The sequence below is a fragment of the Nocardia brasiliensis genome (assembly GCF_011801125.1).
Lineage (GTDB): Bacteria > Actinomycetota > Actinomycetes > Mycobacteriales > Mycobacteriaceae > Nocardia > Nocardia brasiliensis_C.
In genome coordinates this window covers 5,916,193-5,936,348 of sequence record NZ_CP046171.1, presented here as the reverse complement: position 1 = coordinate 5,936,348, position 20,156 = coordinate 5,916,193, and the positions used below count along the sequence as shown (strand labels likewise).

Annotated in this window: 17 protein-coding genes and 1 pseudogene; 8 read left to right on the top strand and 10 right to left on the bottom strand. The window is 70.2% G+C overall.

Features of this window, described 5'->3' with window-relative positions; genetic code table 11:
- Positions 1-17 precede the first annotated feature (17 nt).
- Positions 18-965, bottom strand: coding sequence for an SMP-30/gluconolactonase/LRE family protein (locus F5X71_RS26925; RefSeq protein ID WP_428981400.1), 948 nt, complete (start codon positions 963-965; stop codon positions 18-20).
- Positions 966-1,156: 191 nt separating this feature from the next.
- Between F5X71_RS26925 and F5X71_RS26920 the strand changes: the two genes are divergently transcribed.
- The gene (locus F5X71_RS26920; protein WP_167464522.1) at positions 1,157-1,624 is read left to right on the top strand and encodes a PaaI family thioesterase; all 468 of its coding nucleotides are present in this window, start codon (positions 1,157-1,159) and stop codon (positions 1,622-1,624) included.
- A 458-nt stretch (positions 1,625-2,082) separates the two neighbouring features.
- Positions 2,083-2,409: pseudogene (locus F5X71_RS26915) on the top strand (transglycosylase family protein); the annotation flags it as partial.
- A gap of 295 nt (positions 2,410-2,704) precedes the next feature.
- Here F5X71_RS26915 and F5X71_RS26910 read toward each other — a convergent pair.
- The 9 genes from F5X71_RS26910 to F5X71_RS26870 form a co-directional block, all read right to left on the bottom strand.
- A complete protein-coding gene (locus F5X71_RS26910) occupies positions 2,705-3,283 on the bottom strand; it encodes a pyridoxamine 5'-phosphate oxidase family protein (RefSeq protein WP_167464520.1) in 579 nt (192 codons plus the stop codon).
- Between the two features lie 98 nt (positions 3,284-3,381).
- Complete coding sequence (locus tag F5X71_RS26905) at positions 3,382-4,134, bottom strand: SDR family NAD(P)-dependent oxidoreductase (RefSeq protein WP_203218215.1); 753 nt, start codon at positions 4,132-4,134, stop codon at positions 3,382-3,384.
- On the bottom strand, positions 4,131-5,144 hold the full coding sequence (locus F5X71_RS26900; protein WP_167464519.1) for a phosphotransferase family protein: 1,014 nt from the start codon (positions 5,142-5,144) through the stop codon (positions 4,131-4,133). The genes F5X71_RS26905 and F5X71_RS26900 overlap by 4 nt, the downstream gene beginning before the upstream one ends.
- On the bottom strand, positions 5,141-6,310 hold the full coding sequence (locus tag F5X71_RS26895; RefSeq protein WP_167464518.1) for a thiolase family protein: 1,170 nt from the start codon (positions 6,308-6,310) through the stop codon (positions 5,141-5,143). The genes F5X71_RS26900 and F5X71_RS26895 overlap by 4 nt, the downstream gene beginning before the upstream one ends.
- Positions 6,311-6,428: 118 nt before the next feature.
- Positions 6,429-7,478, bottom strand: a complete 1,050-nt coding sequence (locus F5X71_RS26890; protein WP_167464517.1) for an ABC transporter ATP-binding protein — start codon at positions 7,476-7,478, stop codon at positions 6,429-6,431.
- Positions 7,475-8,284 (bottom strand): molybdate ABC transporter permease subunit, encoded by an 810-nt coding sequence (modB, locus tag F5X71_RS26885; protein ID WP_167464516.1) that lies wholly within the window; start codon positions 8,282-8,284, stop codon positions 7,475-7,477. The genes F5X71_RS26890 and modB overlap by 4 nt, the downstream gene beginning before the upstream one ends.
- Positions 8,281-9,072 carry a molybdate ABC transporter substrate-binding protein gene (modA, locus tag F5X71_RS26880; RefSeq protein ID WP_238815488.1) on the bottom strand — a complete coding sequence of 264 codons (792 nt, stop codon included), beginning with the start codon at positions 9,070-9,072 and terminating at the stop codon, positions 8,281-8,283. The genes modB and modA overlap by 4 nt, the downstream gene beginning before the upstream one ends.
- Positions 9,072-9,470 carry a TOBE domain-containing protein gene (locus F5X71_RS26875; protein WP_167464515.1) on the bottom strand — a complete coding sequence of 133 codons (399 nt, stop codon included), beginning with the start codon at positions 9,468-9,470 and terminating at the stop codon, positions 9,072-9,074. Before F5X71_RS26875 ends, modA begins: the two co-directional genes overlap by 1 nt.
- Before the next feature lie 401 nt (positions 9,471-9,871).
- Entirely contained in the window at positions 9,872-11,134 is a 1,263-nt protein-coding gene (locus F5X71_RS26870; protein ID WP_167464514.1) for a PucR family transcriptional regulator, read from the bottom strand.
- 444 nt (positions 11,135-11,578) lie between these two features.
- On the opposite strand from F5X71_RS26870, the gene F5X71_RS26865 reads away from it, so the two are divergent.
- The 6 genes from F5X71_RS26865 to F5X71_RS26840 all read left to right on the top strand — a co-directional run bounded on the left by F5X71_RS26865 (position 11,579) and on the right by F5X71_RS26840 (position 20,143).
- Positions 11,579-12,892: a lipase family protein gene (locus F5X71_RS26865; RefSeq protein WP_167464513.1), complete on the top strand. Its 1,314-nt coding sequence runs from the start codon at positions 11,579-11,581 to the stop codon at positions 12,890-12,892.
- Between the two features lie 138 nt (positions 12,893-13,030).
- On the top strand, positions 13,031-14,968 hold the full coding sequence (locus tag F5X71_RS26860) for a hypothetical protein (protein WP_167464512.1): 1,938 nt from the start codon (positions 13,031-13,033) through the stop codon (positions 14,966-14,968).
- A gap of 24 nt (positions 14,969-14,992) precedes the next feature.
- Entirely contained in the window at positions 14,993-16,585 is a 1,593-nt protein-coding gene (locus F5X71_RS26855; protein ID WP_167464511.1) for an ABC transporter substrate-binding protein, read from the top strand.
- 93 nt (positions 16,586-16,678) lie between these two features.
- Positions 16,679-18,043, top strand: a complete 1,365-nt coding sequence (locus F5X71_RS26850; RefSeq protein ID WP_203218214.1) for a glutamine synthetase family protein — start codon at positions 16,679-16,681, stop codon at positions 18,041-18,043.
- Complete coding sequence (locus tag F5X71_RS26845; RefSeq protein WP_167464510.1) at positions 18,024-18,785, top strand: gamma-glutamyl-gamma-aminobutyrate hydrolase family protein; 762 nt, start codon at positions 18,024-18,026, stop codon at positions 18,783-18,785. The genes F5X71_RS26850 and F5X71_RS26845 overlap by 20 nt, the downstream gene beginning before the upstream one ends.
- Positions 18,782-20,143: an aldehyde dehydrogenase family protein gene (locus F5X71_RS26840; protein WP_167464509.1), complete on the top strand. Its 1,362-nt coding sequence runs from the start codon at positions 18,782-18,784 to the stop codon at positions 20,141-20,143. The genes F5X71_RS26845 and F5X71_RS26840 overlap by 4 nt, the downstream gene beginning before the upstream one ends.
- Positions 20,144-20,156: the final 13 nt, after the last annotated feature.

Below are 20,156 nucleotides of genomic sequence, written 5' to 3'. Positions count from 1 at the left end.
GGTCCGGACGAACGGGGTCAGGGGGTCGCGGTGGTGGCGTCCGGGTCGAAACCGCCGGGGATCTCGTAGATCACGCCGGTGAACGTGGCGCCGAACAACCGGCCCGCCGAGAAGCCCGTCGTGCCACGGCCATAGGTGAGCACGCTCGTCAGCGGGTTGCCACCGCCGAGCACGCAGTACTGATTCGGCGCGTCGATGCGGATCACCTGGCCCGCGGTATTGAGCGGAACCACCGGCCGGTCCAGCGAATCCAGCGTCAGCCCGTCCGGTGCGGCGAGCGCGTCGGCACCGCCCAGGTCGAGCAGTGACTGCGGGGCTCCCGGATTCGCGGTCGGCATCCGGCTCACCCCTGGGTTGGCGAATGTCCTGCTGACATACAGGTATTCGTCGTCGGTGCCGAGGACCGCGCCGTTCGCGCTCGGGAACGACGCCCAGTCGGGCCGCACGAAGCGGTTCGGATCCACCCGCCCGATCAGCGCGCCGAAATCGTTGGTGGCGTAGACCGTGCCGTCCCGCGCGACGTCCATGCCGTTGGCCGCGCTGAGCCCGGCGGCGAACGGGGTGAGCGCGCCGGTGTCCGGATCGAGTTCGACGATGCCCGCGTGCCGCAGCGCGTCACCGGCGAGCACCCGGGCATCCGCGCCGTAGCCGACGAGCAGCTTGCCTTCCGGGGTCCAGGCGAGCGCGCCCGCGCCGCCGCTCGGCACGGTGGCGATCGGCACCGGCGCCGCGCCGGGTGCCTCGATCCGGTAGACCCGGCCGCTGACCAGGTCGGTGGTGTAGGCCCGGCCGCGCTGGTCGACGGTCAGTCCCTCGAGCGCGCCGGGCACTGTGGCGGCGGGAATGGTCGGCTGGCCGGCGCCCTGGCACACCGGTGCGGCAGCGGCCGCGGGCGCGGCCACCGCGGACGCCGCGGCGAACGCCATCGCCGCCAACGCCATCGCCGCCTTGCGCGGATCGCTCATGGTCTCCCTCTCGCAACGGGTGCGTCGGTGCGGTCCTCCGTCGGCCACACCTTGCGCAGTATGCGCCTGGCACGCGGGGCGCGGGGGCAATGTCGGTGGTGGTGGCGCGCCAGGTCCGGTTTACCCTTTTCTGAGGCCGGATAGCGGCGACCGGGCGCGTCGCGCCCGGCGTGTGAAGGGACTGGTGCGATATGAGCGACGACGTGACGACCCCGCCGTTCACCGAGATCATCAACGGAGCGCTGGAGTTCAGCATTCCGGTCGCGCACCGGATGGGCGTCACGGCGACCGAGGTGCGCCGCGGTTTCGCGGCGACGACGGTGCCGGTCGAGGGCAACGGCAACCACTTCGGGGCGATGTACGCCGGGGTCCTGTTCACCGTCGCGGAGATCCTCGGCGGCGCGATCGCGATCGCCACCTTCGACAACTCCGCCTACTACCCGCTGGTGAAAGACCTGCACGTGTACTTCCGCAAGCCGGCCAAGACCGACGTCCGTGCCGAGGCGAGCCTGTCCGAGGCCGAGATCACCCGGATCGAGGCCGAGGCCGCGGCGAACGGGAAGTCCGACTTCACGCTGCGGGCCGTGGTCACCGACGCGGCCGGGGTGGTCGTCGCGGAGACCGAGGGTCTCTACCAGTTGCGTGCCCACGGCAAGTAAGGCGATTCCGGGCCGCTGACGGGCCCGCTGCGGGCCTGCGCGCGGGCCGAGGGCAGCGACGGCGCCACCCGCGTTTCCCGCCGCACCGACTCCGGTCGGCCCGGCGGCATCCCGCGCGCCGGGACGCGCCGCGAGTCGATGCGAGCCGAAACACAATTTCGCTGTGATCTCAGGCACATCACGTAACGATAACTGAACGACCGTATGAACCTTTCCAGCTGCTCGGAACGGCAAATAGCAAGGCACTCTCAATGCGTCTCGGCAATTCCCCTGTGATCGCCGCGTGATTTGCAGCGAATTCTTCGCTACCGTCGCCGAAGCCCGATCGAAGACGGGCTCGAACTCGGATCGTTGAACGCCGGAAACCCTGTCCCGCGGTCCGAGGATCCCCGACCTGACCTGGGGACAGGGACGCGACATCCGTGTCGTGCCGGTGGGCGCGGGCAGGAAAACTCCCTATGTCGTTCAACCACAAGTTCCGCGCACGTGCCCTCGGCTTCACCGCCGCGCTCGGCGCACTGGTCGTCGTCCCGTTCGGCCTGTCCACCGCCACCGCGTCCGCGCACAACTGGGACGCCGTCGCACAGTGCGAGAGCGGCGGCAACTGGTCGATCGAGACCGGCAACGGGTACTCCGGCGGCCTGCAGTTCACCCAGAGCACCTGGGAGGCCAACGGCGGTACCGGTCGGCCGAGCAACGCGAGCCGGGCCGAGCAGATCCGGGTGGCCGAGAACGTGCTCGCCACCCAGGGCCCCGGCGCGTGGCCGGTCTGCGGCGCGCACCTCTGAGGTCGATCCGGCGCCTGCCGCGAAACGCGGTAGGCGCCGGGCTATTTCGGGGCGACCGCGATGCGCGGTGAAAGTTCCGCCCCTTTCGGAGATATCAGCGCGGCGTCGCCGCATTACCCGATATCGAATCAGGGTGTGCGTAGCGGGCATTCCGATATCTCGTTGCACCGGCCGAGCCGGGCCATGTTCGGGTCTCGTACCGCGAATCGCTGCCGGTCGTGACACCCGTCATCGACCGGCATCGAATCCGCCGAGCAGGTGCGGCGGCGCCGGTCGGTCGGTCCGTACCGCGCTAGCGCGGAATCGCGGACGGCAGCGGGTGGTCCGGTTCCAGGGCCGGTAGTCCGTCGATGCTGGTCGCGTTGTCGCCGACGATGCGTTGGGCGAACTCGTCGTCACCGCGGCGGTCGTGCAGGGCGTCGAGCACCGGGCGTTCGTCGACGAGTTCCAGATAGGGGACCGAATAGCCGCACGAGTCGGCGATCCGGTCGATGCTGACCACGATGACCCCGCGCAGCCCAGGATGCTGGAGCCCGAAATGCGGTCGCAGCGTGTCGAATTCGGCGGAGTCCGGCCGCACGAGGCGACCGGTGCCGAAGAGCCGCAGGATCTTCGAGGTGCGGGCGAACGAGCAGAACATGATGGTGATCCGGCCGTTGTCGCGCAGATGCGCGATGGTCTCCGCACCGCTGCCGTAGAGATCGAGGTAGGCGAAGGTGTGGTCGTCGAGCACCGCGAAGGTGTCGCGATACCCCTTGGGGGAGAGGTTGACCCGGCCGCCCTCCGACGGTGCGGTCGCCACGAAGAACATCGACTGCTCGTCGATGAACTTGCGCAGCGCGTCGTCCAGATGCGAGAAGACCTTCGCCATCATCGGCTCCTTCCTGGTCGTCCCACGACCGAACTCCCGCTGAGCGTAACGCCGCGACAGCGCCCGCTCGGACCGCTGAGGCCCAGATCACGCCGCCGCTACGCCCGCCAGAGCTGCGCGCCCGCGCGGGCGACGACGATGTTGGGCACCACGGCATTACGTGAAAGTCGCGTGACGGCCAGCACCAGTTCGGCGATGTCGGCGGTGCTCAGCATCGCCGACGGCGCGAGCACATCGTGTTTCCACGCGGTCATCTCGGTGTCGACGTAGCCCGGTGAGATCGCGGTCGCGCTGACGCCATGGGTGGACTCCTCGAGCGAGACGGTCTCGCAGAGCGAGATCAAGGCGGCCTTGGTCGCGCCGTACGCGGCCAGGCCCGCCTCGCCTGCGACGCCGGTGATCGAGGCGAGTGCGATGATCTTCGCGCCACGCCGCGGCTCGTCGGCCGCGCTCTTGCGGAGCAAGGGGAGCGCGGCCTGGATTAGCGTGATGGGCGCGCGGAAATTCACGTCCAGCATCCGCTCATAGGTCTTCACCGGCATGTCGGCGACCGTGCCCGCGGTGCCGGTGCCCGCGCTGAGCACCAGCGCGTGCAGGCCGTCGAAGCGCCGCGCGTGCGCTTGCACCAGGTCCCGCACCTGTTCAGGGTCGTTCATCTGGGCGACAACGGGATTCACCTCGGTGCCCGTTTCCGCCCGCAAGCGTCGCGCCGTCTCCTCTAGCACGTCCCGGTTCCGCGCCGCGATGGTCAACCGGTAGCCCTCGGCGGCCAAGCGGCGGGCCACCTCGGCGCCGATCCCACGCGAACCGCCGGTGACCAGCGCGCTGCGCACGATTGTCTGCTCGGTCATCCGAGGGTCGCCAGACCGATGTCGAGCAGCAGCGGAACGGCCGCGCCGATCGTGGCGAAGCCGTCGCCGACGGTCTTGCCCGCCAGGAAACGCTGATGGATGCCCTCGGCGATCACGGCCAGCTTGAAGTAGCCGAGCGCCCGATAGAACGGGAGCTGGTCGAGCGCGAAACCGGTTGCGGCCGCGTAGCGTTCGGCGACCTCGTCGCTGCTCGGGAAGCCAGGATTCGCGCTCGGGGCGTGCCGGACGCCGAGCACCGGCTCGCAGCGGTTGTCCCAATAGACCTGCAGCAGGCCCAGATCGGCGAGCGGGTCGCCGAGGGTGGCCATCTCCCAGTCGACGACCGCGGCGATGCGGCCCGGGTCGGTGCGATCCACGATCGTATTGTCCAGGCGATAATCGCCGTGCACGATGGTTTCGGCCGCCTGCTCGGGCAGCGCGCGGCGCAGCGCCTCGGTGAGCCGGTCGAGCGCGTCGAGCTCCCGGGTGGCGACGCGGTCCCACTGGCCCCGCCAGCGTTTCACCTGACGACCCAGATAGCCTGCGGGACGGCCGAATTCGGCGAGGCCGACGGCCGGGTAGTCGACCGCGTGCAAGGCGGCGAGGGTGTCGACGAGGGCGTTGCCGGTCGCCCTGGCCTGCTCGGCGGTGAGTGTGGCCGTCTGGTCGCCGTCCTGCAGCACGAGCCCGTCCACGAACGAGACCACCGCGAACGGCACCCCGATCACCTCGGTGTCCTCGCACAGCGCGATGGCCTGCGCGACCGGGACCTCTGTCGCGTGCAGCGCCGCGACGATCCGGTATTCGCGGGCCATGTCGTGCGCGGTCGGCGTCAGCGGCCCGAGCGGCGGTCGGCGCAGCACCCAGTCGTGCGTACCGTCGCTCAGCCGGTAGGTGAGATTCGACTTGCCGCCTTTGAGCAGCGTCGCGGTCAGCGGGCCCGCGGTGGCGGGCACGTGCTTGTCGAAATAGCGTTGCAGCGCAGGGAGATCGAGGCCGGCGGGCGTCATCCGAGGCGCTCGATGATGGTGGCGTTGGCCAGTCCGCCCGCCTCACACATGGTCTGCAGGCCGAAGCGGCCCCCGGTCTGTTCCAGATGGTTCACCAGGGTGGCCAGGATGCGGGTGCCCGAGGCGCCGAGCGGGTGCCCGAGGGCGATCGCGCCGCCGCGCGGGTTCAGCTTGGCGAGGTCGGCGCCGAGCTCGTGCTGCCACACCAGCGGCACGGGGGCGAACGCCTCGTTCACCTCGTAGGCGTCGATATCGTCGATGGTCAGCGCGGCACGCGCGAGTGCCTTGCGGGTGGCGGGGATGACCGCGGTCAGCATCAGCAGCGGATCGTCGCCGACCACGGCGAAGGAGTGGAACCGGGCGCGCGGGCGCAGGCCCAGCTTGCTCGCGGTCTCCTCGCTCATGATCAACGCGGCCGAGGCGCCGTCGGTCAGCGGCGAGGAGTTGCCCGGCGTGATCGACCACTCGATCTCCGGAAAGCGCTGGGTGAACCGGTCATCGGCGAACGCGGGGCGCAGCCCGGCCAGCCCCGCGGCGGTGGTGCTGGGGCGGATCGTCTCGTCCGCGCTCAGCGTGCCCGCCGCGACCAGCTCGTTGTCGAACCCGCCCGCCGCGGCCGTGGCGGCGGCCAGCCGGTGCGAGCGCGCGGAGAACTCGTCGAGCGCGGCGCGGTCGAACTTCCAGCGCGCGCTGATCACCTCCGCCGCGATTCCTTGCTGCACAAGGCCTTCCGGGTACCGATGGGCCAGCGGGCCCTGATTCGGATCCTTGCCCTGGGCGTTGGAGAACATCGGGGCACGGCTCATCGACTCCACGCCGCAGGCGATCGCGATGTCATAGGCCCCCGAGATCACCCCTTGCGCCGCGAAATGCGCCGCCTGCTGGCTCGACCCGCACTGCCGGTCCACCGTCGTGGCGGGGACCGACTCCGGCAGACCCGCGGCCAGCGCGGCCGTCCTGCTGATGTTGAACGCCTGCTCGCCGCTCTGCGTCACGCAGCCGCCGATCACGTCGTCGATCAGCGCCGGATCGAGGTCGTTGCGCGCCACCAGCTCGCGCAGCACCCCGGCCAGCAGCGTCGCCGGATGTACTTCGGAAAGTCCGCCCCCGGCCTTGCCCTTCCCGGACGGTGTGCGCACCACATCAACGATTACGGCGGACCCCATAGCCCTCTCCGATCAGCTTAAGTTACCTGCGATTCTCGTCTAAGTTAACACGGATTCGCATCGGTGCCGCCCTTGATCCGGAACTGGCCGACCGGGTGTGGCCGGGTGGGGTAACCGATCAGGCCGGGTAGGTGTGGGTTTCGGTGGCTTTCACGGCCGCCCAGAGCTGGGTGCCGGGATGCAGCCGCAGGTCGGCGACGGTGGCGGGGGTGACGTCGGCGAGGACCGGCGGTGCGCCGTCGAGCCGGACGCGGGTGGTGTGGGCGTGCTGTTCCAGGCCCGCGATGGTGACCGGCCAGGTGTTGCGCTGGCTGCCGGTGGGTTGTTCGGGATGCAGGCTGACGGCGGTCGGTGAGAACGCCACATGCACCGCGCCGGCGCCGGGCTCGGCGACGGTGAGGGTGCCGCCCGCGTCCAACTCGACGGTGGTGCCGTGCGCCCGGCCGCGATACAGGTTGAGGCCGACCAGGTTTGCCACATAGTCCGAGCGCGGCCGCCGGGCGACCTCGCTCGGCGCGCCCTCCTGCACGACCCGGCCGTGCTCCAGGATGACCAGCCGGTCGGCGAGCACCATGGCGTCGAGCGGGTCGTGTGTGACGAGCACGGTGTGGCCGGGGTAGTCGGCGAGGTGCCCGGCGAGGTCGGCGCGCACCCGCAGCCGGGTGCTCGCGTCGAGCGCGGCCAGCGGCTCGTCCAGGAGTAGCAGGGCGGGCTCGGTGGCCAGTGCCCGTGCCAGCGCGACGCGCTGTGCCTGCCCGCCGGAGAGGGCGCGCGGTTTGGCCTGGGCCTGCTCGGCGAGCCCGACCCGGTCCAGCCACCGCGCGGCCCGCTCCCGGGCAGCGGCCCGGCCCACCCCGCGCGCCCGCAGCCCGAACGCGACGTTGTCCACCGCGCTGAGGTGACCGAACAGCAGATAGTCCTGGAACACCACGCCGACCTCGCGACGTTGCGCGGGCACGAACACCTTCGGTGGCGCGTCCCAGACGTGCTCCCCGATCCGCAGCTCGCCGCTGGTCAGCGGGGTGAGCCCGGCGAGCGCCCGCAGGGCGGTGGTCTTCCCCGCGCCGTTGGGTCCGAGCAGGGCGACGACCGTGCCCGGCGCCACGGACAACGGCAGGTCGAGTTCGAATTGTCCTCGGGTGACCCGCAATTCGGCGTGCAGGCTCATACCGCACCGCGCATCCACCGCTCGCGCAAGGCGACCAGCACCGTCACCGACACGGTCAGCAGCACCAGGCTGAGCACGATCGCGTCCTCGGGGTCGGATTCCAGGGCCAGGTAGACCGCGAGCGGCATGGTGGTCGTCTTGCCGGGGAAGTTGCCCGCGAACGTGATCGTGGCCCCGAACTCGCCGAGGGCCCGCGCCCAGCACAGCACCCCGCCCGCGACCACGCCGGGCAGCACCGCGGGCAGCGTGACGCGCCGGAAGGTCAGCCAGCGCGAGGCGCCCAGCGTCGCCGCCGCCTCCTCGAAGCGCGGATCCGCCGCCCGCAGTGCGCCTTCCACCGAGATCACCAGAAACGGCATGGCGACGAACGCCTCCGCGAGCACCACCCCGGCGGTCGTGAAAGGCAGTGCGATGCCGAACCATTCGTACAGATACCGCCCGATCAACCCGCGCCTGCCCAGCACGAGCAGCAGCGCGACACCGCCGACCACGGGCGGCAGCACCAGCGGCACGGTGACCAGCGCGCGCAGCACCCCGCGTCCCGGCAGGTCACCACGGGCGAGCAGCCACGCCAGCGGCACGCCGAACAGCAGGCACAGCAGCGTCGCCAGACTCGCGCACACCAGCGAAAGCTGAAGCGCCTGACCGACTTCGGCATTGAACAGGCGCTCGGGCAGGCCGCGCCACGGTGTGCGCCACAGCAGCCCGAGCAGCGGAACCAGCAGGAAGGCGAGCGCGCACAGCGCGGGCAGCAGCAGCACGAGCGGTCGCCGCCCGGTCGCCGACCGCCGTGCCGTCCGGGTCACGGGTTGTCGAATCCCGCCGCGGTGAACACCGCTCGGGCCTGCGACGAGCGTACGAACTCGACGAACGCCGCCGCGGCGGCCGCGTTCGGGGCGTGGGCGAGCGGGGCGACCGGATAGTCGTTGATCGCCTTGCCCGATTCCGCGAAATCGATACCCTCCACCTGGTCGCCCGCGGCCCGCACATCGGTGCGATAGACCAGCGCCGCGTCCACCTCGCCGAGCTTGACCTTGGTCAGCACGGCTTTCACATCGGCTTCGCGGGTGTCGGGCCGTGGCGTGACCCCCGCGGCCTCGAACACGGTCTTCGCGGCCGCGCCGCACGGCACCTGCTCGGCGCACAGCGCGAGCTTCGGTTCGGTCTTGCCGAAGTCGGCCAGGCCGGTGATGTGGCCTGGATTCCCCTTGGGCACCGCGATCTCGAGCCGGTTGCGCACGAACGTGATCGGCGCGACGGTCACCTCGCCCTTGTCCTGGACCTGCCGCATGTTCTTCGGCGCGGCCGAGGCGAAGACGTCGGCAGGGGCGCCCTGGTTGATCTGCTCGGCCAGCGCCGAACTTCCGCCGAAGCTGTAGACCACCTTGACGCCGGGGTGCGCGGCCTCGAACTGCTTGCCCAGTTCGGTGAAGGTCTCGGTCAGCGAGGCCGCGGCGAACACCGTGACGGTGCCGCCGATCGTGCCCGGCTGTGTGGGCGCGCTCTGCTCGCCCGGCCCGCAGCCGACCAGACCCACCGTGGTGACGCCGACGATGGCGGCACTACGCAACGAACGAATCATGTTCGACCTCATCAGCTTTCCGGGATCTCGACGACGACGTGGGTGGATTTGACCGAGGCCACCGCCACGCTGCCGACCTCGAGCCCGAGTTCGTCGACCGATTCCCGGCTCAGCAGCGAGACCAGCCGGAATGGCCCGGCCTGCAGCTCGACCTGCGCCATCACGGTGTCCTTGAGTACCCGCGTCACGATGCCGCGCATGCGGTTGCGCGCCGAGGCCGCCACCGTGGCCCCGGTTTCCGGTGTCTCGGCGGTGGCCTGCAGGAATTCGGCGAGTTCGCGGCCGCGTACCCCCTTGCGGCCGTTGCCGAGCTGAATCGCGGTCAGCTTGCCCTGATCGATCCACCGGCGCACGGTGTCGTCGCTGACACCGGCCAGCACCGCCACCTCGCTGATCCGCAAATCCGACATGAATCGCAGTCTATTGCCGCATCTGCGGAAATCAAGGGTCAATTGCCCGGAATCTGGCCGCGACCGACAGCTTCGGAATGGGTCTGCTGGGGTTGCTGTGGCGGCGGCGCGGTGAACTCCCTCACAGCGGGTGGGTGGCGGATTCGCGCCACCGGCGCCGAAACCGTCGTCCGGGCACGACTTTTCATGGGAGGACCGCGGGTAACGCCGACCGGCTCAGGCCGCTCGAGCAGCGCGGATGCCACTGGCGATCACTACATTGAAGAGGATTTCGCAGTCCCATCTGATGGAGGAATTTCGGTGCCGCTTATCGATCTGGGTTCGTCCGTGCTGAATCTGGCGAACGTTGTCACGTCCATTGCCGCCAACATCACCTACCTGCTGCAGGCCTGGCACGTGATCTAGGTGAGCTGCTGTCCCGGCGGCGTCGCGGCGTTCGCGGCGGCCGCCGGGTACAGCCGATGGATCAGCATCGCTGCGGCGAGCAGCCGGGATCCGTTCGGTTCTGCGGGATCGATGCCGGTGAGTTCGGCGACGCGGCGCAGACGGTAACTGAAGGTATTGGGGTGGATGTGGATGCCCGCGGCCGCGGTCTTGCGGTCGGCGCCGTGGCGCAGGTGCGCGTCGAGGGCTTCGATCAGGTGGGGACTGTCCAGGATCGGCGTGATCCGTTCGGCGAGGCGATCCCGCGCCGGTCCGGGCCGGGTGAGCTGGTATTCGAGTAACAAATCGTCCAGGCGGTAGCAGCCGGCGGGTTTGCCGAGCAGGCGCGCCAATTCGGCGAGTTCGGTGGCGTCGCGGGCGGTCTGCGGCACCGATTCCCTGGCGACACCGAGATATTCGGTGACGAACACGGCTACCCCGAACTGCGCGGCGAGCTCTGCCGCGAGCTGCTCGTGCGGTCGATCGGTGGGGTCGGGCTCGGTGCCGGTGGGCAACAAGGCGATTCCGGTCGAGCCGTCGAAGGTGGCCAGCGCCGTCGTGCCCGCCAGCGCGTCCAGGGTGCGCTGCAGGATTCTGATCCGCCGCCTGCTGATGAGGGCGGCGACGGTGCCTGGGCGGTCCTCATGGCGGATGTGGATCGCCAGCACCGTATAGCGCTCCGCCAGCGCGGTATCGGCGCGCGCGGCGAGTTCCTCGGCCGGTAGCCCGCCGAGCAGTGCCGCGCACAGTGCGCGTCGTGCCTCCCGTTCGGTGTTGTAGATGGACTGCTCGACCTCGGCGTAGGTCTCGACCACCGTGATGTCGATATGCATCAGCAGCTCGAGCAGCCTGCCGCCGACGACGACCAACTCGTCCATCTCGGTGTGGCCCGCCATGGCCGCCGCCTCCTGGAGCACCGACTGCGCGGAGCCGTGCATGGCTTCGATCAACAGCGGCAACGGAATACGGTCCTCCGCGTGCCGCTGCGCGACCGGCGCGACGAACCCCGCCACCTCGGCTCTGGTGAACGCGCGCTGTTCGCCGATGGCCTGCAGGACCGCCCGGCCGCACGCGTAGATCGCGGGCAGCACCTCGGCGGTGAAGTGGCCCTCCGGCAGATCCGCGGTGGGCGCGGTGCTGCCGAGTCCGGCGGCCAGCATGCGTTCGGAGATCTGCGGCCAGTGGGTGAGCAACCGGGTGACCAGTGGAGCGCGGTCGGTCGGTGAAGGCGCGGCGGACATGTGCCGATTGTTTCCAACGACAGGTTGCGCGGCAAGGTAACCGGCACATCGGCGCGAACTTTGGTGCGCGCGACAACTTCACCGTGCGATTGTTCTCGCCGGCGTGCAGTGACACCGCCGCGGCGCCGACCCTGGATTCGAGCGCCGCGCATGCACAGTCGGTGGTGCTTTCGCACGGCACCTGGCTCGATGCCTACGACAGCTTCGCCTACCTCACGCCCTCGACCCGGTCGCCGCGCCGAGGTTGGATTGCACGTTCAACCCCTGGCTGATCGGCGGCGGTGGCAGCTTCTGGCCGTGCTGTCACTATCCGCGGCGGAGAAAGTGTGGGCGGGTGAATTGTTCTCCGCACCAATTCTTTTCCGAATCGCACCGTAGTTATGGTGGCCGCAGACGTGGCGCGGCGCCGGCGGCGCGACGAGCGATCGAAAGGAACACAGGCCCATGAGTGCCGATCCCGTGCACGGCGCGACCGATCCGGTCGTCGCGCCGCGCGACGGTTCTCCGCTACTGCCCGAGGTGGATCCGTTCTACGCACCGCCTCCGGGGCTGGACGAGCTGCCGCTCGGTGCGGTGGTGCGCGCCAGGACGGTGGAGCTCGGGCTGTTCGGCCTTGTCCGGCAGCGCATTTCGGCCTGGCAGCTGCTCTACCGGACCGGTGATCTGCACGGCGTGCCCGAGGTCGCGGTCACCACGGTGCTGTTGCCGTGGGACGCCACCCCGGACGGGGCGCGGCCGCTGGTCTCGTTCCAGTGCGCCATCGACGCCGTCGCCTCGAAGTGCCTGCCCTCCTACGCGTTACGCCATGGCGCCCGAGCCGCCGGTTCGATTCCGCAACTGGAACTACCGCTCATCGCCGCCGCGCTGACCAGGGGCTGGGCGGTCTCGGTGCCCGATCACGGCGGTACCGCCGGACGCTTCGGGGTGGCTCGCGAGCCTGGTTACCGTGCGCTCGACGGGATTCGGGCCGCGCTGGCGTTCGGGCCGCTCGGCCTCTCGGCGGCTACGCCGGTCGCGCTGTGGGGATACTCGGGCGGCGGACTGGCCACGGCGTGGGCCGCCGAGCTGGCCGCCGCCTACGCGCCGGAGTTGGCACTGGTCGGTGCGGTCGCCGCCTCGCCGGTCGGCGATCCGGCGGCCGCGTTCGTCCGGCTCAACGGCGGGTGGTTCGCCGGCTTCGCCGCGGTTTTCACCGCGGGACTGCGCCGTGCCTACCCCGACCTCGACCGCCTGCTGCGCGCCCACCTGGACGCGCGGTACCTGGCATGGCTCGCGGCGACCGAGACCACCGCGACCTTCCCGCTGCTGTACCGCTTCGCCCGCCGCGATATCGACGAGCATTGCCGCGGCGGGCTCGCGGCGCTGCTGGCCGCGCCCGCGCTGCGCGCGGTGCTCGCCGACATCGAACCGGGCGCGCACGCGCCCGCCATGCCGCTGCTGGTGGTGCAGGGCGTCTACGACGAGGTCATCGCCGTCGCCGACGTCGACGCGCTCGTCACCCGCTACGCTGCGGCGGGCACGCACGTCCGATACCTGCGCGACCGGCTGAGCACCCATCTTCTGCTGCAGTTCTCGGCCATGCCGGTGATGCTCGACTGGCTCGGCGACCGGCTCGCGCGGCGCGAATTGCCCGCGGCGAGTACCGAAACCACCTGGTCGCTGGTGCTCTCGCGCCGAGCACTGGCCGGGCACCTCGGTTTCGCCCGCCTGCTCGGCCGTATGCTCTTCGCGCGCCCGATCGCGGCGGTCCGAAGATAGCGACCGGTCGGCACTTCCGGCTTCGATACCTGCCGCCGGTTTGTACTTGTCCCCTAATTGCGTTGTCCAAGAGCTGAATACGGTGGTTGTCGCCTGGGACGATTGTTATGGTGGCAATTCAGCCGTGGGAGGCGATATTTGGTGTTCGTGGGGCGCACCGATCTACTCGAGCTCATCGACCGATTGGTAGAAGTAAGCGCCGCGGAAGCGACGGCGCCGCCGAAACCTGTTCTGGTGCTGGAAGGCTGTGGTGGATCCGGCCGCAGTGCCGTGCTGGGCAGGACGCTGGCGAAATGGCAGGGGCACACCCCTTCGGTGCTGGTCCGGCCACTGGAGCAGCCGTTCGATCTGAACAATCCGGTGCGGACTGTGCTGGCCGCCGTCATGCTCGGGCTCAGTGTCGACATTCCCGGCTATGCGGTCGCGTTTCCCCGGCTGGTGATCGCGCAGATCGTCATCGCGGAGAACTTCGACGGCCTGCCCCCGGACGAGCAATTGACCCGGCTTCGGTTGCTGCTCAACAAATATCAACGCCGCGCCGCGCTGATCGGCTTCGTCCGGAACATGATCAGGCTGGCTGGTTCGCTGGCCGCCAATATCAAGGTGCCCGGCGTCGACGTCATCGCGCCGGCGGTGGCCGACACGGTTTCCGACGCGGTGGTCGGCCGTTTGCAGAGCGGCCGGCTGCTCGGCCGCGTCACGTGGGGCCCGAAGGCCGCGTGGTTCGGTCATCAGGATCTCGGCCTGCGCCTCGACGCCGAGCGCGCGCTGATCGGGCTCAGCAACAACGCGCGAAGCGTGGACCCGCGGGTGCGCCGGGACGTGGACGACGTGCTGGTCGGCGCGCTGCTTGCCGACCTGCGACACAGCGTCGCCAAGGTCAAGCGGCGGACCTCGAACGTCGTCGTGCTGATCGACGACGCCGACGCACTTGCCGCCACGCCGTTTCTGAGTTCCGTGCTGCGCGTGCGGCGTTCGATCGCGGCCACCGGCGCGGAGCTGCCCGATCCGTTGACGATCGTGGCCGCCAGTTCCGGCGCGCTCGTCGACGAACTGGCCGGGCTGGTGCCCGTCCCCGCGGTGTGGTCGGCGCCGTTCGATGCGGCGGCGCGGTCACTCGTCGGACCGCGCTGGCTGCGGGTGCGGCTGCCCGAGTTGAGCGAGAGCGATGTCCGGCTGATGGCCAAGGATGTCGACCTGTACCAGTCCGAGCACATCGGGCACATCGTGTATCGGCTCACCCGAGGGCACCCGGCGGCCACCGACCTGGTGCTGCGGCTGATCAAGGAGGAGCCCGGTCAGCTGGGGAACCTCGACGCGCTGTTGCGCGGTCCGGGCCCGGAGCCCGGCGTTTCGGTCGAGCAGCACCTGCTGCGGATCTTCGGCCGTGGTTTGAGTGCGCGCAAACTGGTCCGCCGTGAGCTGGCGACCGCGCTGGTCACGGTGTCGGCCGCGCGGCACAAGAGCGAGGCGCTCGGCCTCGTCGGTTTGCTGCCGCCCGGCGTCGAACACGATTCGGTCCTGTTCAAATCGCGCTCGCTGTGGACGGCGGACACACCGGGGGGTGAGCTACGGCTGCCCGCGCTGCTGCGCCTGCTCGGGCTGCGCGCGCTGGCCGCCAGGACCCGCTCCGATCAGGGGCCGGGCCTCCAGCGCGTCCTCGGCGAGCTGCTCGCGCAGGTCGCCGCCGACGACCGGGCGGGCAGGCTGGCGCACGTCCGCCTGCTCAACGGCCCGGCGGCGGTGGTGGACGAGCTCACCGCGCTGTTGCCGGAGCTGTCCGCGCGGTGGCTGACGTTGTTCGACGCCGTGGTCGAACTACCGGATCCGGCACGACGGGACGGGGCGCTGGTCGACAGCTCGGCGCGCGCCCGCACGCCGAGCGCGCACATCGGGGCATTGGTCGCGCTGGTGCCCGCGTTCGAGTCCGACATCGCCACCCCGGTGGAGCTGAAGGCCGAGCTGTGCCGCCGCATCGCGCACAGCTACGAGCAATTGGCCGAGCACGTCACGGCGGACGGCCCGTTCCTGTTGCGCGCCAACCGCTATCGCAGACTCGCGGACCAATTCGAGTGACCTGCGCGGCAGAAGGAGACCCCAGTGGCATCGCGATATCGGCTAGGCCTCTATCCCAAACCGGACCGGTCGTTCCCGCGCCCGTGGACCGACTGGGTGCGGCTGGGACTCGTCGTCGCGCTGCTGGTGTGCGGCGGGGCCGGGTTGGTGCTGCGCGAGGACCTGCGGCGCGGGTTCACCTGCAACGCGGGCTGGACGCCGGACCGCGCCGCCTGGCAGGTGGGTGCGCATTGCGTCGGATTGTCCGAGGGCCCTTACGCTTTCGGGCTCGACGAGTTCGCGCCGGTGCTGGCCCAGATCGATCGGCAGAACCGCGCGGCGGGCGAGCAGTGTCCCGGCACGCCCGCGACCGTCGGGGTGCTGCTCACCATGACCGACGAGCTGGCGGGAAGTCGGGCGGTGCACGAGCTGGAGGGTATGGCGACCGGCCAGCACCGGGCCAACGCGACCGGTTGCCTGCACCCTATGCGGCTGGTCGTCGGCCAGCTCGGCGACTACGCAGGCGACGGTGACCCGCTCGGCGTGGCGCGCGCGATGGCGGACCGCGCCGACGTGGTCGCGGTGGCGGGCATCGGCCTCAGCGATCAGACCACCGCCGAGGTCGCGGAAGTGCTTGCCGCGGCGAAGATCCCGATGGTGTCCGACGTGGTGACCGCCGAGGGGTTCGACCAGCACGGTTCGCGCGCCGACGAGCCCGAGTTCGACGGCTGCGACCAGAACATCACCTATCCGCGCGGGATCGCGCGGGACTACTTCTATCGCGTCGCCTTCCGCGTCGCGGTGCAGGTGCGCGCGCTCGGTGCGGTGTCACCGGCCCGCCCCGACTTCATCATGGTGCCGATCGGCGGCTCGGACCCCTACACCTGCACCACCCTGCCGTTCCTGCAGCGCGAATACGGCGGCAACGTGCTGGAGGTCAAGTTCGACACCAGCGAACCGAGTACCGTGCCGCAGACCGCGCGGCGGGTGTGCTCGACGCCGAAGGACGTGACGATCGCCTATATCGCGCGCGGTCGCGACCTGGGCAGGCTGCTGTACAGCCTCGACGAGGCGTACGTCAACGGCCAGTGCGCCGCGCACTCGGTCACGGTGCTGAGCACCTCGGACGGCAACAGACTGCGCACCGGGGAGGCGGATCGGTCGCTGGAAGACCTGCGGACCAAGGCCGTGTCCTCGCCAAGCTTCACCGACGGCCGGGTGCGCCTGCTCTTCACGCTGGTGGCAGGCGCGGACGGGCCGCAGCAGGGCAATCCCAACTGGGCCGTGTTCGAAGAGCATTTCCGTGCCGCGGGTTTCGAGCTCGAGCATATCGGCGACGGCTGGGCGGTCAACGCCTATGACGCGGTGACCACCATCGATACCGCGCTGCGCGCCCTGCCCGCGACCATGCCCGTGCAGCGCAGCCAGGTGAACGCGACCATCAGCGGGTTCTCCGCGCCGGATATCGCGGTGCCCGGTGCCGGTGGGCCGATCATCTTCGACAACAGCGGCAATCGCACCGGACCCGGGCCACGCGTCGTGCGGCTGTGCCCGGCGCCGCCGTCGGTGGATCGGCCACGATTCGTCCCTACCGTCGAGGTTCTGCCCGGCGGCTCGATCCCGTCCTGTGCGCGCTGAGGCCGGTCGGCACCCAGCAGGTTTGTGTGTCCGATCACAAAACCGCCGAGTTTGCTCTAGCGTGAGCACGGTTGGTGCCGAGAGGGGCTGTTGATGCGTAGCGGGATGTTGAGTCTGACGCAGTTGCGGGAGCAGGTCGAGGCCGGTCGCATCGATACGGTGCTGGTCGCGATGACCGACATGCAAGGTCGGTTACAGGGAAAGCGGTGTGCGGCAAGGTATTTCCTGGATGAGGTGGTGGAGCACGCGACCGAGGCGTGCAACTACCTGCTCGCCGTCGACGTGGACATGACGACGGTGGACGGATACCGGATGTCGTCCTGGGACACCGGATACGGGGACTTCGTGCTGCGGCCGGATCTGCACACGCTGCGGCTGGTGCCGTGGTGGCCGGGAACCGCGCTGGTGCTGTGCGATGTCGAGCAGGTGGAGCCTGCGGGCAAACCGGTCACCGTCTCGCCGCGTCAGGTGTTGCGCGCGCAGCTCGCCCGGCTGGCCGAGCACGGACTGCGCGCGTTCGTCGGCACCGAGCTCGAATTCCTGGTGTTCGACGACAGTTACGAGGCCGCGTGGTCGGCGGGCTATCGGGAGTTGCGCCCGGCCAACCAGTACAACGTCGACTATTCGATGCTCGGCACCGCCCGGCTCGAGCCGCTGCTGCGCCGCATCCGCACCGAAATGGACGGCGCGGGCATGTATTGCGAGTCGGCGAAGGGGGAGTGCAACCCCGGGCAGCACGAGATCACCTTCCGCTACGACGACGCGCTGACCACCTGTGACAACCACAGCATCTACAAGACCGGCGCGAAGGAGATCGCCGCGCAGGAGGGGCGCAGCCTCACCTTCATGGCGAAATACAATGAGCGCGAGGGGAACTCGTGCCATATTCATATCAGCCTGCGCGGTGAGTCGGACGAGCCGGTGCTGGCGGGCAACGAGCCGGGCGGCTGGTCGCCGTTGATGCGGCATTTCGTCGCGGGACAGCTGGACTGCCTGCGCGAGTTCACCTACCTGCTTGCGCCGAACATCAACTCCTACAAGCGATTCGTCTCGGGCAGCTTCGCGCCGACCGCGGTCGCCTGGGGCCGCGACAACCGGACCTGCGCCCTGCGCGTGGTCGGGCACGGGCCGTCGCTGCGGCTGGAGAACCGGGTGCCAGGTGGCGACGTGAACCCGTACCTCGCCGTGGCCGCAGCCATCGCGGCCGGGCTGCACGGCATCGAGCAGCGGCTGCCGCTGGAGCCGGAGTTCCACGGCAACGCCTACCGCTCGGAGCGGCCGCGGGTGCCGCGCACGCTGCGTGAGGCGGCGGGCCTGTTCGGGGACAGCAAGGTGGCGCGGGCCGCGTTCGGTGATGATGTAGTGGAGCACTACCGCAACGCGGCGCAGGTGGAACTGGACGCCTTCGACGCTGCCGTCACCGACTGGGAGCGAATTCGTGGCTTCGAACGACTCTGACGCCGGGCCCGCCGCGGCCGTACCGCGGCTGCGTCCGGTGATCGGGCTGCCGACCTATGTCGAGCGCGCGCGGTTCGGCTCATGGGACGTCGACAGCGCCGTATTGCAGTACAGCTACGTGCAAATGGTGGTGGCCGCGGGCGGCATCCCGGTCCTGCTGCCGCCCGGCGGCGTGGCCCGCGCGGAACTGGTGTCCCGCCTAGACGGGTTGGTGCTCACCGGCGGCGCCGACGTCACCCCGCAGCGCTACGGCGCGCTGCCGCATCCGGACACCTATACCAGGCCCGATCGCGACGAGTCGGAGTTCGGGCTGTTCGCGCTGGCCCGCGCGGCCGAACTGCCGGTGCTCGCGGTGTGCCGGGGCATGCAGGTGGTCAACGTCGCGTTGGGCGGCACGCTGGTCCAGCACCTGCCCGAGGTGCTCGGGCACGCCGAGCATTCGGGCACGACCGGCGGGTTCACCGTCACTGATGTGGTGCCGGTGGCGGGCAGCCGGGTCGCCGCGATCGCCGGCGCGCACGTGAAGGCCAACTGCCACCATCATCAGGCGATCGACCGACTGGCGCCGGGGCTGGTGGTCAGCGCGCACGCCGCGGACGGGACGATCGAGGCGGTCGAGACGACCGACGGCCCGTTCCTGGTCGGCGTGCAATGGCATCCGGAGGTGGATGCGGTGGACCGCAGGCTGATCGGGGCACTCGTCGCCGCGGCCGAAGACTATCGAAGGGAGCGGAATTCGTGACGACAGCCCAGGTGCTCAACCCGGCCACCGAGCAGGTGGTGGCGACGGTCGAGCTGGCAGGCGCCGCCGAGACCGACGCCGCGATCGAGCGGGCTCAGCGCGCCGCGGTGGCCTGGCGTGCGATGGCGCCGGGGGATCGCGCCCGGCTGCTGCGCCGCTTCGCCGAGGCCGTCGACGCGAATCTGGAGCAGCTCGCCCAACTCGAGGTCGCCAACTCCGGGCACACCATCGGCAACGCGCGGTGGGAGGCGGGCAATGTCCGCGACGTGCTGCACTACGCGGCCGGTATCCCGGAACGGCTGCTCGGCCAGCAGATTCCGGTCGCGGGCGGGGTCGACATCACCTTCCATGAACCGCTCGGCGTGGTCGGTGTGATCGTGCCGTGGAACTTCCCGATGCCGATCGCGGCCTGGGGCTTCGCCCCCGCGCTCGCGGCGGGCAATACGGTGGTGCTCAAGCCCGCCGAGCTCACGCCGTTGACCGCGATTCGCCTGGGGGAGTTGGCCGTCGAAGCCGGGCTGCCCGCGGACGTCTTCCAGGTGCTGCCGGGCAAGGGTGCGATCGTCGGGCAGCGCTTCGTCACCCATCCCGCGGTGCGCAAGGTGGTGTTCACCGGTTCGACCGAGGTCGGCACCCGGATCATGGCGGGCTGTGCCGCGCAGGTGAAGCGGGTGACGCTCGAATTGGGCGGCAAGAGCGCCAATATCGTGTTCGCCGACGCGGATCTGGACCGCGCGGCCGCCACCGCGCCCTACGGCGTCTTCGACAACGCGGGCCAGGACTGCTGTGCGCGATCCCGGATTCTGGTGCAGCGCACAGTGTTCGACCGCTTCCTCGAGCTGCTCGAGCCCGCCGTGCGCGGGGTGGTGGTCGGTGATCCGACCGCGGCGGCCACCGAGATGGGCCCGCTGATCTCGGCCGCGCATCGCGAGCGGGTGGCCGGGTTCGTAGAGCCGTCGACCAAGGTGGCGTTCACCGGTACCCACCCCGACGGACCCGGATTCTGGTATCCGCCGACGGTGGTGCTGCCGGACTCGCCCACCGACCGGGTGCTCACCGAGGAGGTGTTCGGCCCGGTGGTCGCGGTGGTGCCGTTCGAGGACGAGGCCGACGCGATCCGGATCGCCAACGACACCGAGTACGGGTTGTCCGGCTCCATCTGGACCAACGACGTCGGCCGGGCGCTGCGCGTGTCCCGCGGTGTCGAGGCGGGCAACCTCTCGGTGAATTCGCATTCCTCGGTGCGGTATTGGACGCCGTTCGGCGGATTCAAGCAGTCCGGTCTCGGCCGGGAACTCGGGCCCGACGCCGCGCTCGCGTTCACCGAGACCAAGAACGTCTTCCTCGCCACCCAGTAGCGACCGTCAATAC

Bases quoted from the DNA above. Each gene is read 5' to 3' on its own strand.
- F5X71_RS26925 (WP_428981400.1), bottom strand. From the start codon at position 965: ATGAGCGATCCGCGCAAGGCGGCGATGGCGTTGGCGGCGATGGCGTTC.
- F5X71_RS26920 (WP_167464522.1), top strand. From the start codon at position 1,157: ATGAGCGACGACGTGACGACCCCGCCGTTCACCGAGATCATCAACGGA.
- F5X71_RS26910 (WP_167464520.1), bottom strand. From the start codon at position 3,283: ATGGCGAAGGTCTTCTCGCATCTGGACGACGCGCTGCGCAAGTTCATC.
- F5X71_RS26905 (WP_203218215.1), bottom strand. From the start codon at position 4,134: ATGACCGAGCAGACAATCGTGCGCAGCGCGCTGGTCACCGGCGGTTCG.
- F5X71_RS26900 (WP_167464519.1), bottom strand. From the start codon at position 5,144: ATGACGCCCGCCGGCCTCGATCTCCCTGCGCTGCAACGCTATTTCGAC.
- F5X71_RS26895 (WP_167464518.1), bottom strand. From the start codon at position 6,310: ATGGGGTCCGCCGTAATCGTTGATGTGGTGCGCACACCGTCCGGGAAG.
- F5X71_RS26890 (WP_167464517.1), bottom strand. From the start codon at position 7,478: ATGAGCCTGCACGCCGAATTGCGGGTCACCCGAGGACAATTCGAACTC.
- modA (WP_238815488.1), bottom strand. From the start codon at position 9,072: ATGAGGTCGAACATGATTCGTTCGTTGCGTAGTGCCGCCATCGTCGGC.
- F5X71_RS26875 (WP_167464515.1), bottom strand. From the start codon at position 9,470: ATGTCGGATTTGCGGATCAGCGAGGTGGCGGTGCTGGCCGGTGTCAGC.
- F5X71_RS26870 (WP_167464514.1), bottom strand. From the start codon at position 11,134: ATGTCCGCCGCGCCTTCACCGACCGACCGCGCTCCACTGGTCACCCGG.
- F5X71_RS26865 (WP_167464513.1), top strand. From the start codon at position 11,579: ATGAGTGCCGATCCCGTGCACGGCGCGACCGATCCGGTCGTCGCGCCG.
- F5X71_RS26850 (WP_203218214.1), top strand. From the start codon at position 16,679: ATGCGTAGCGGGATGTTGAGTCTGACGCAGTTGCGGGAGCAGGTCGAG.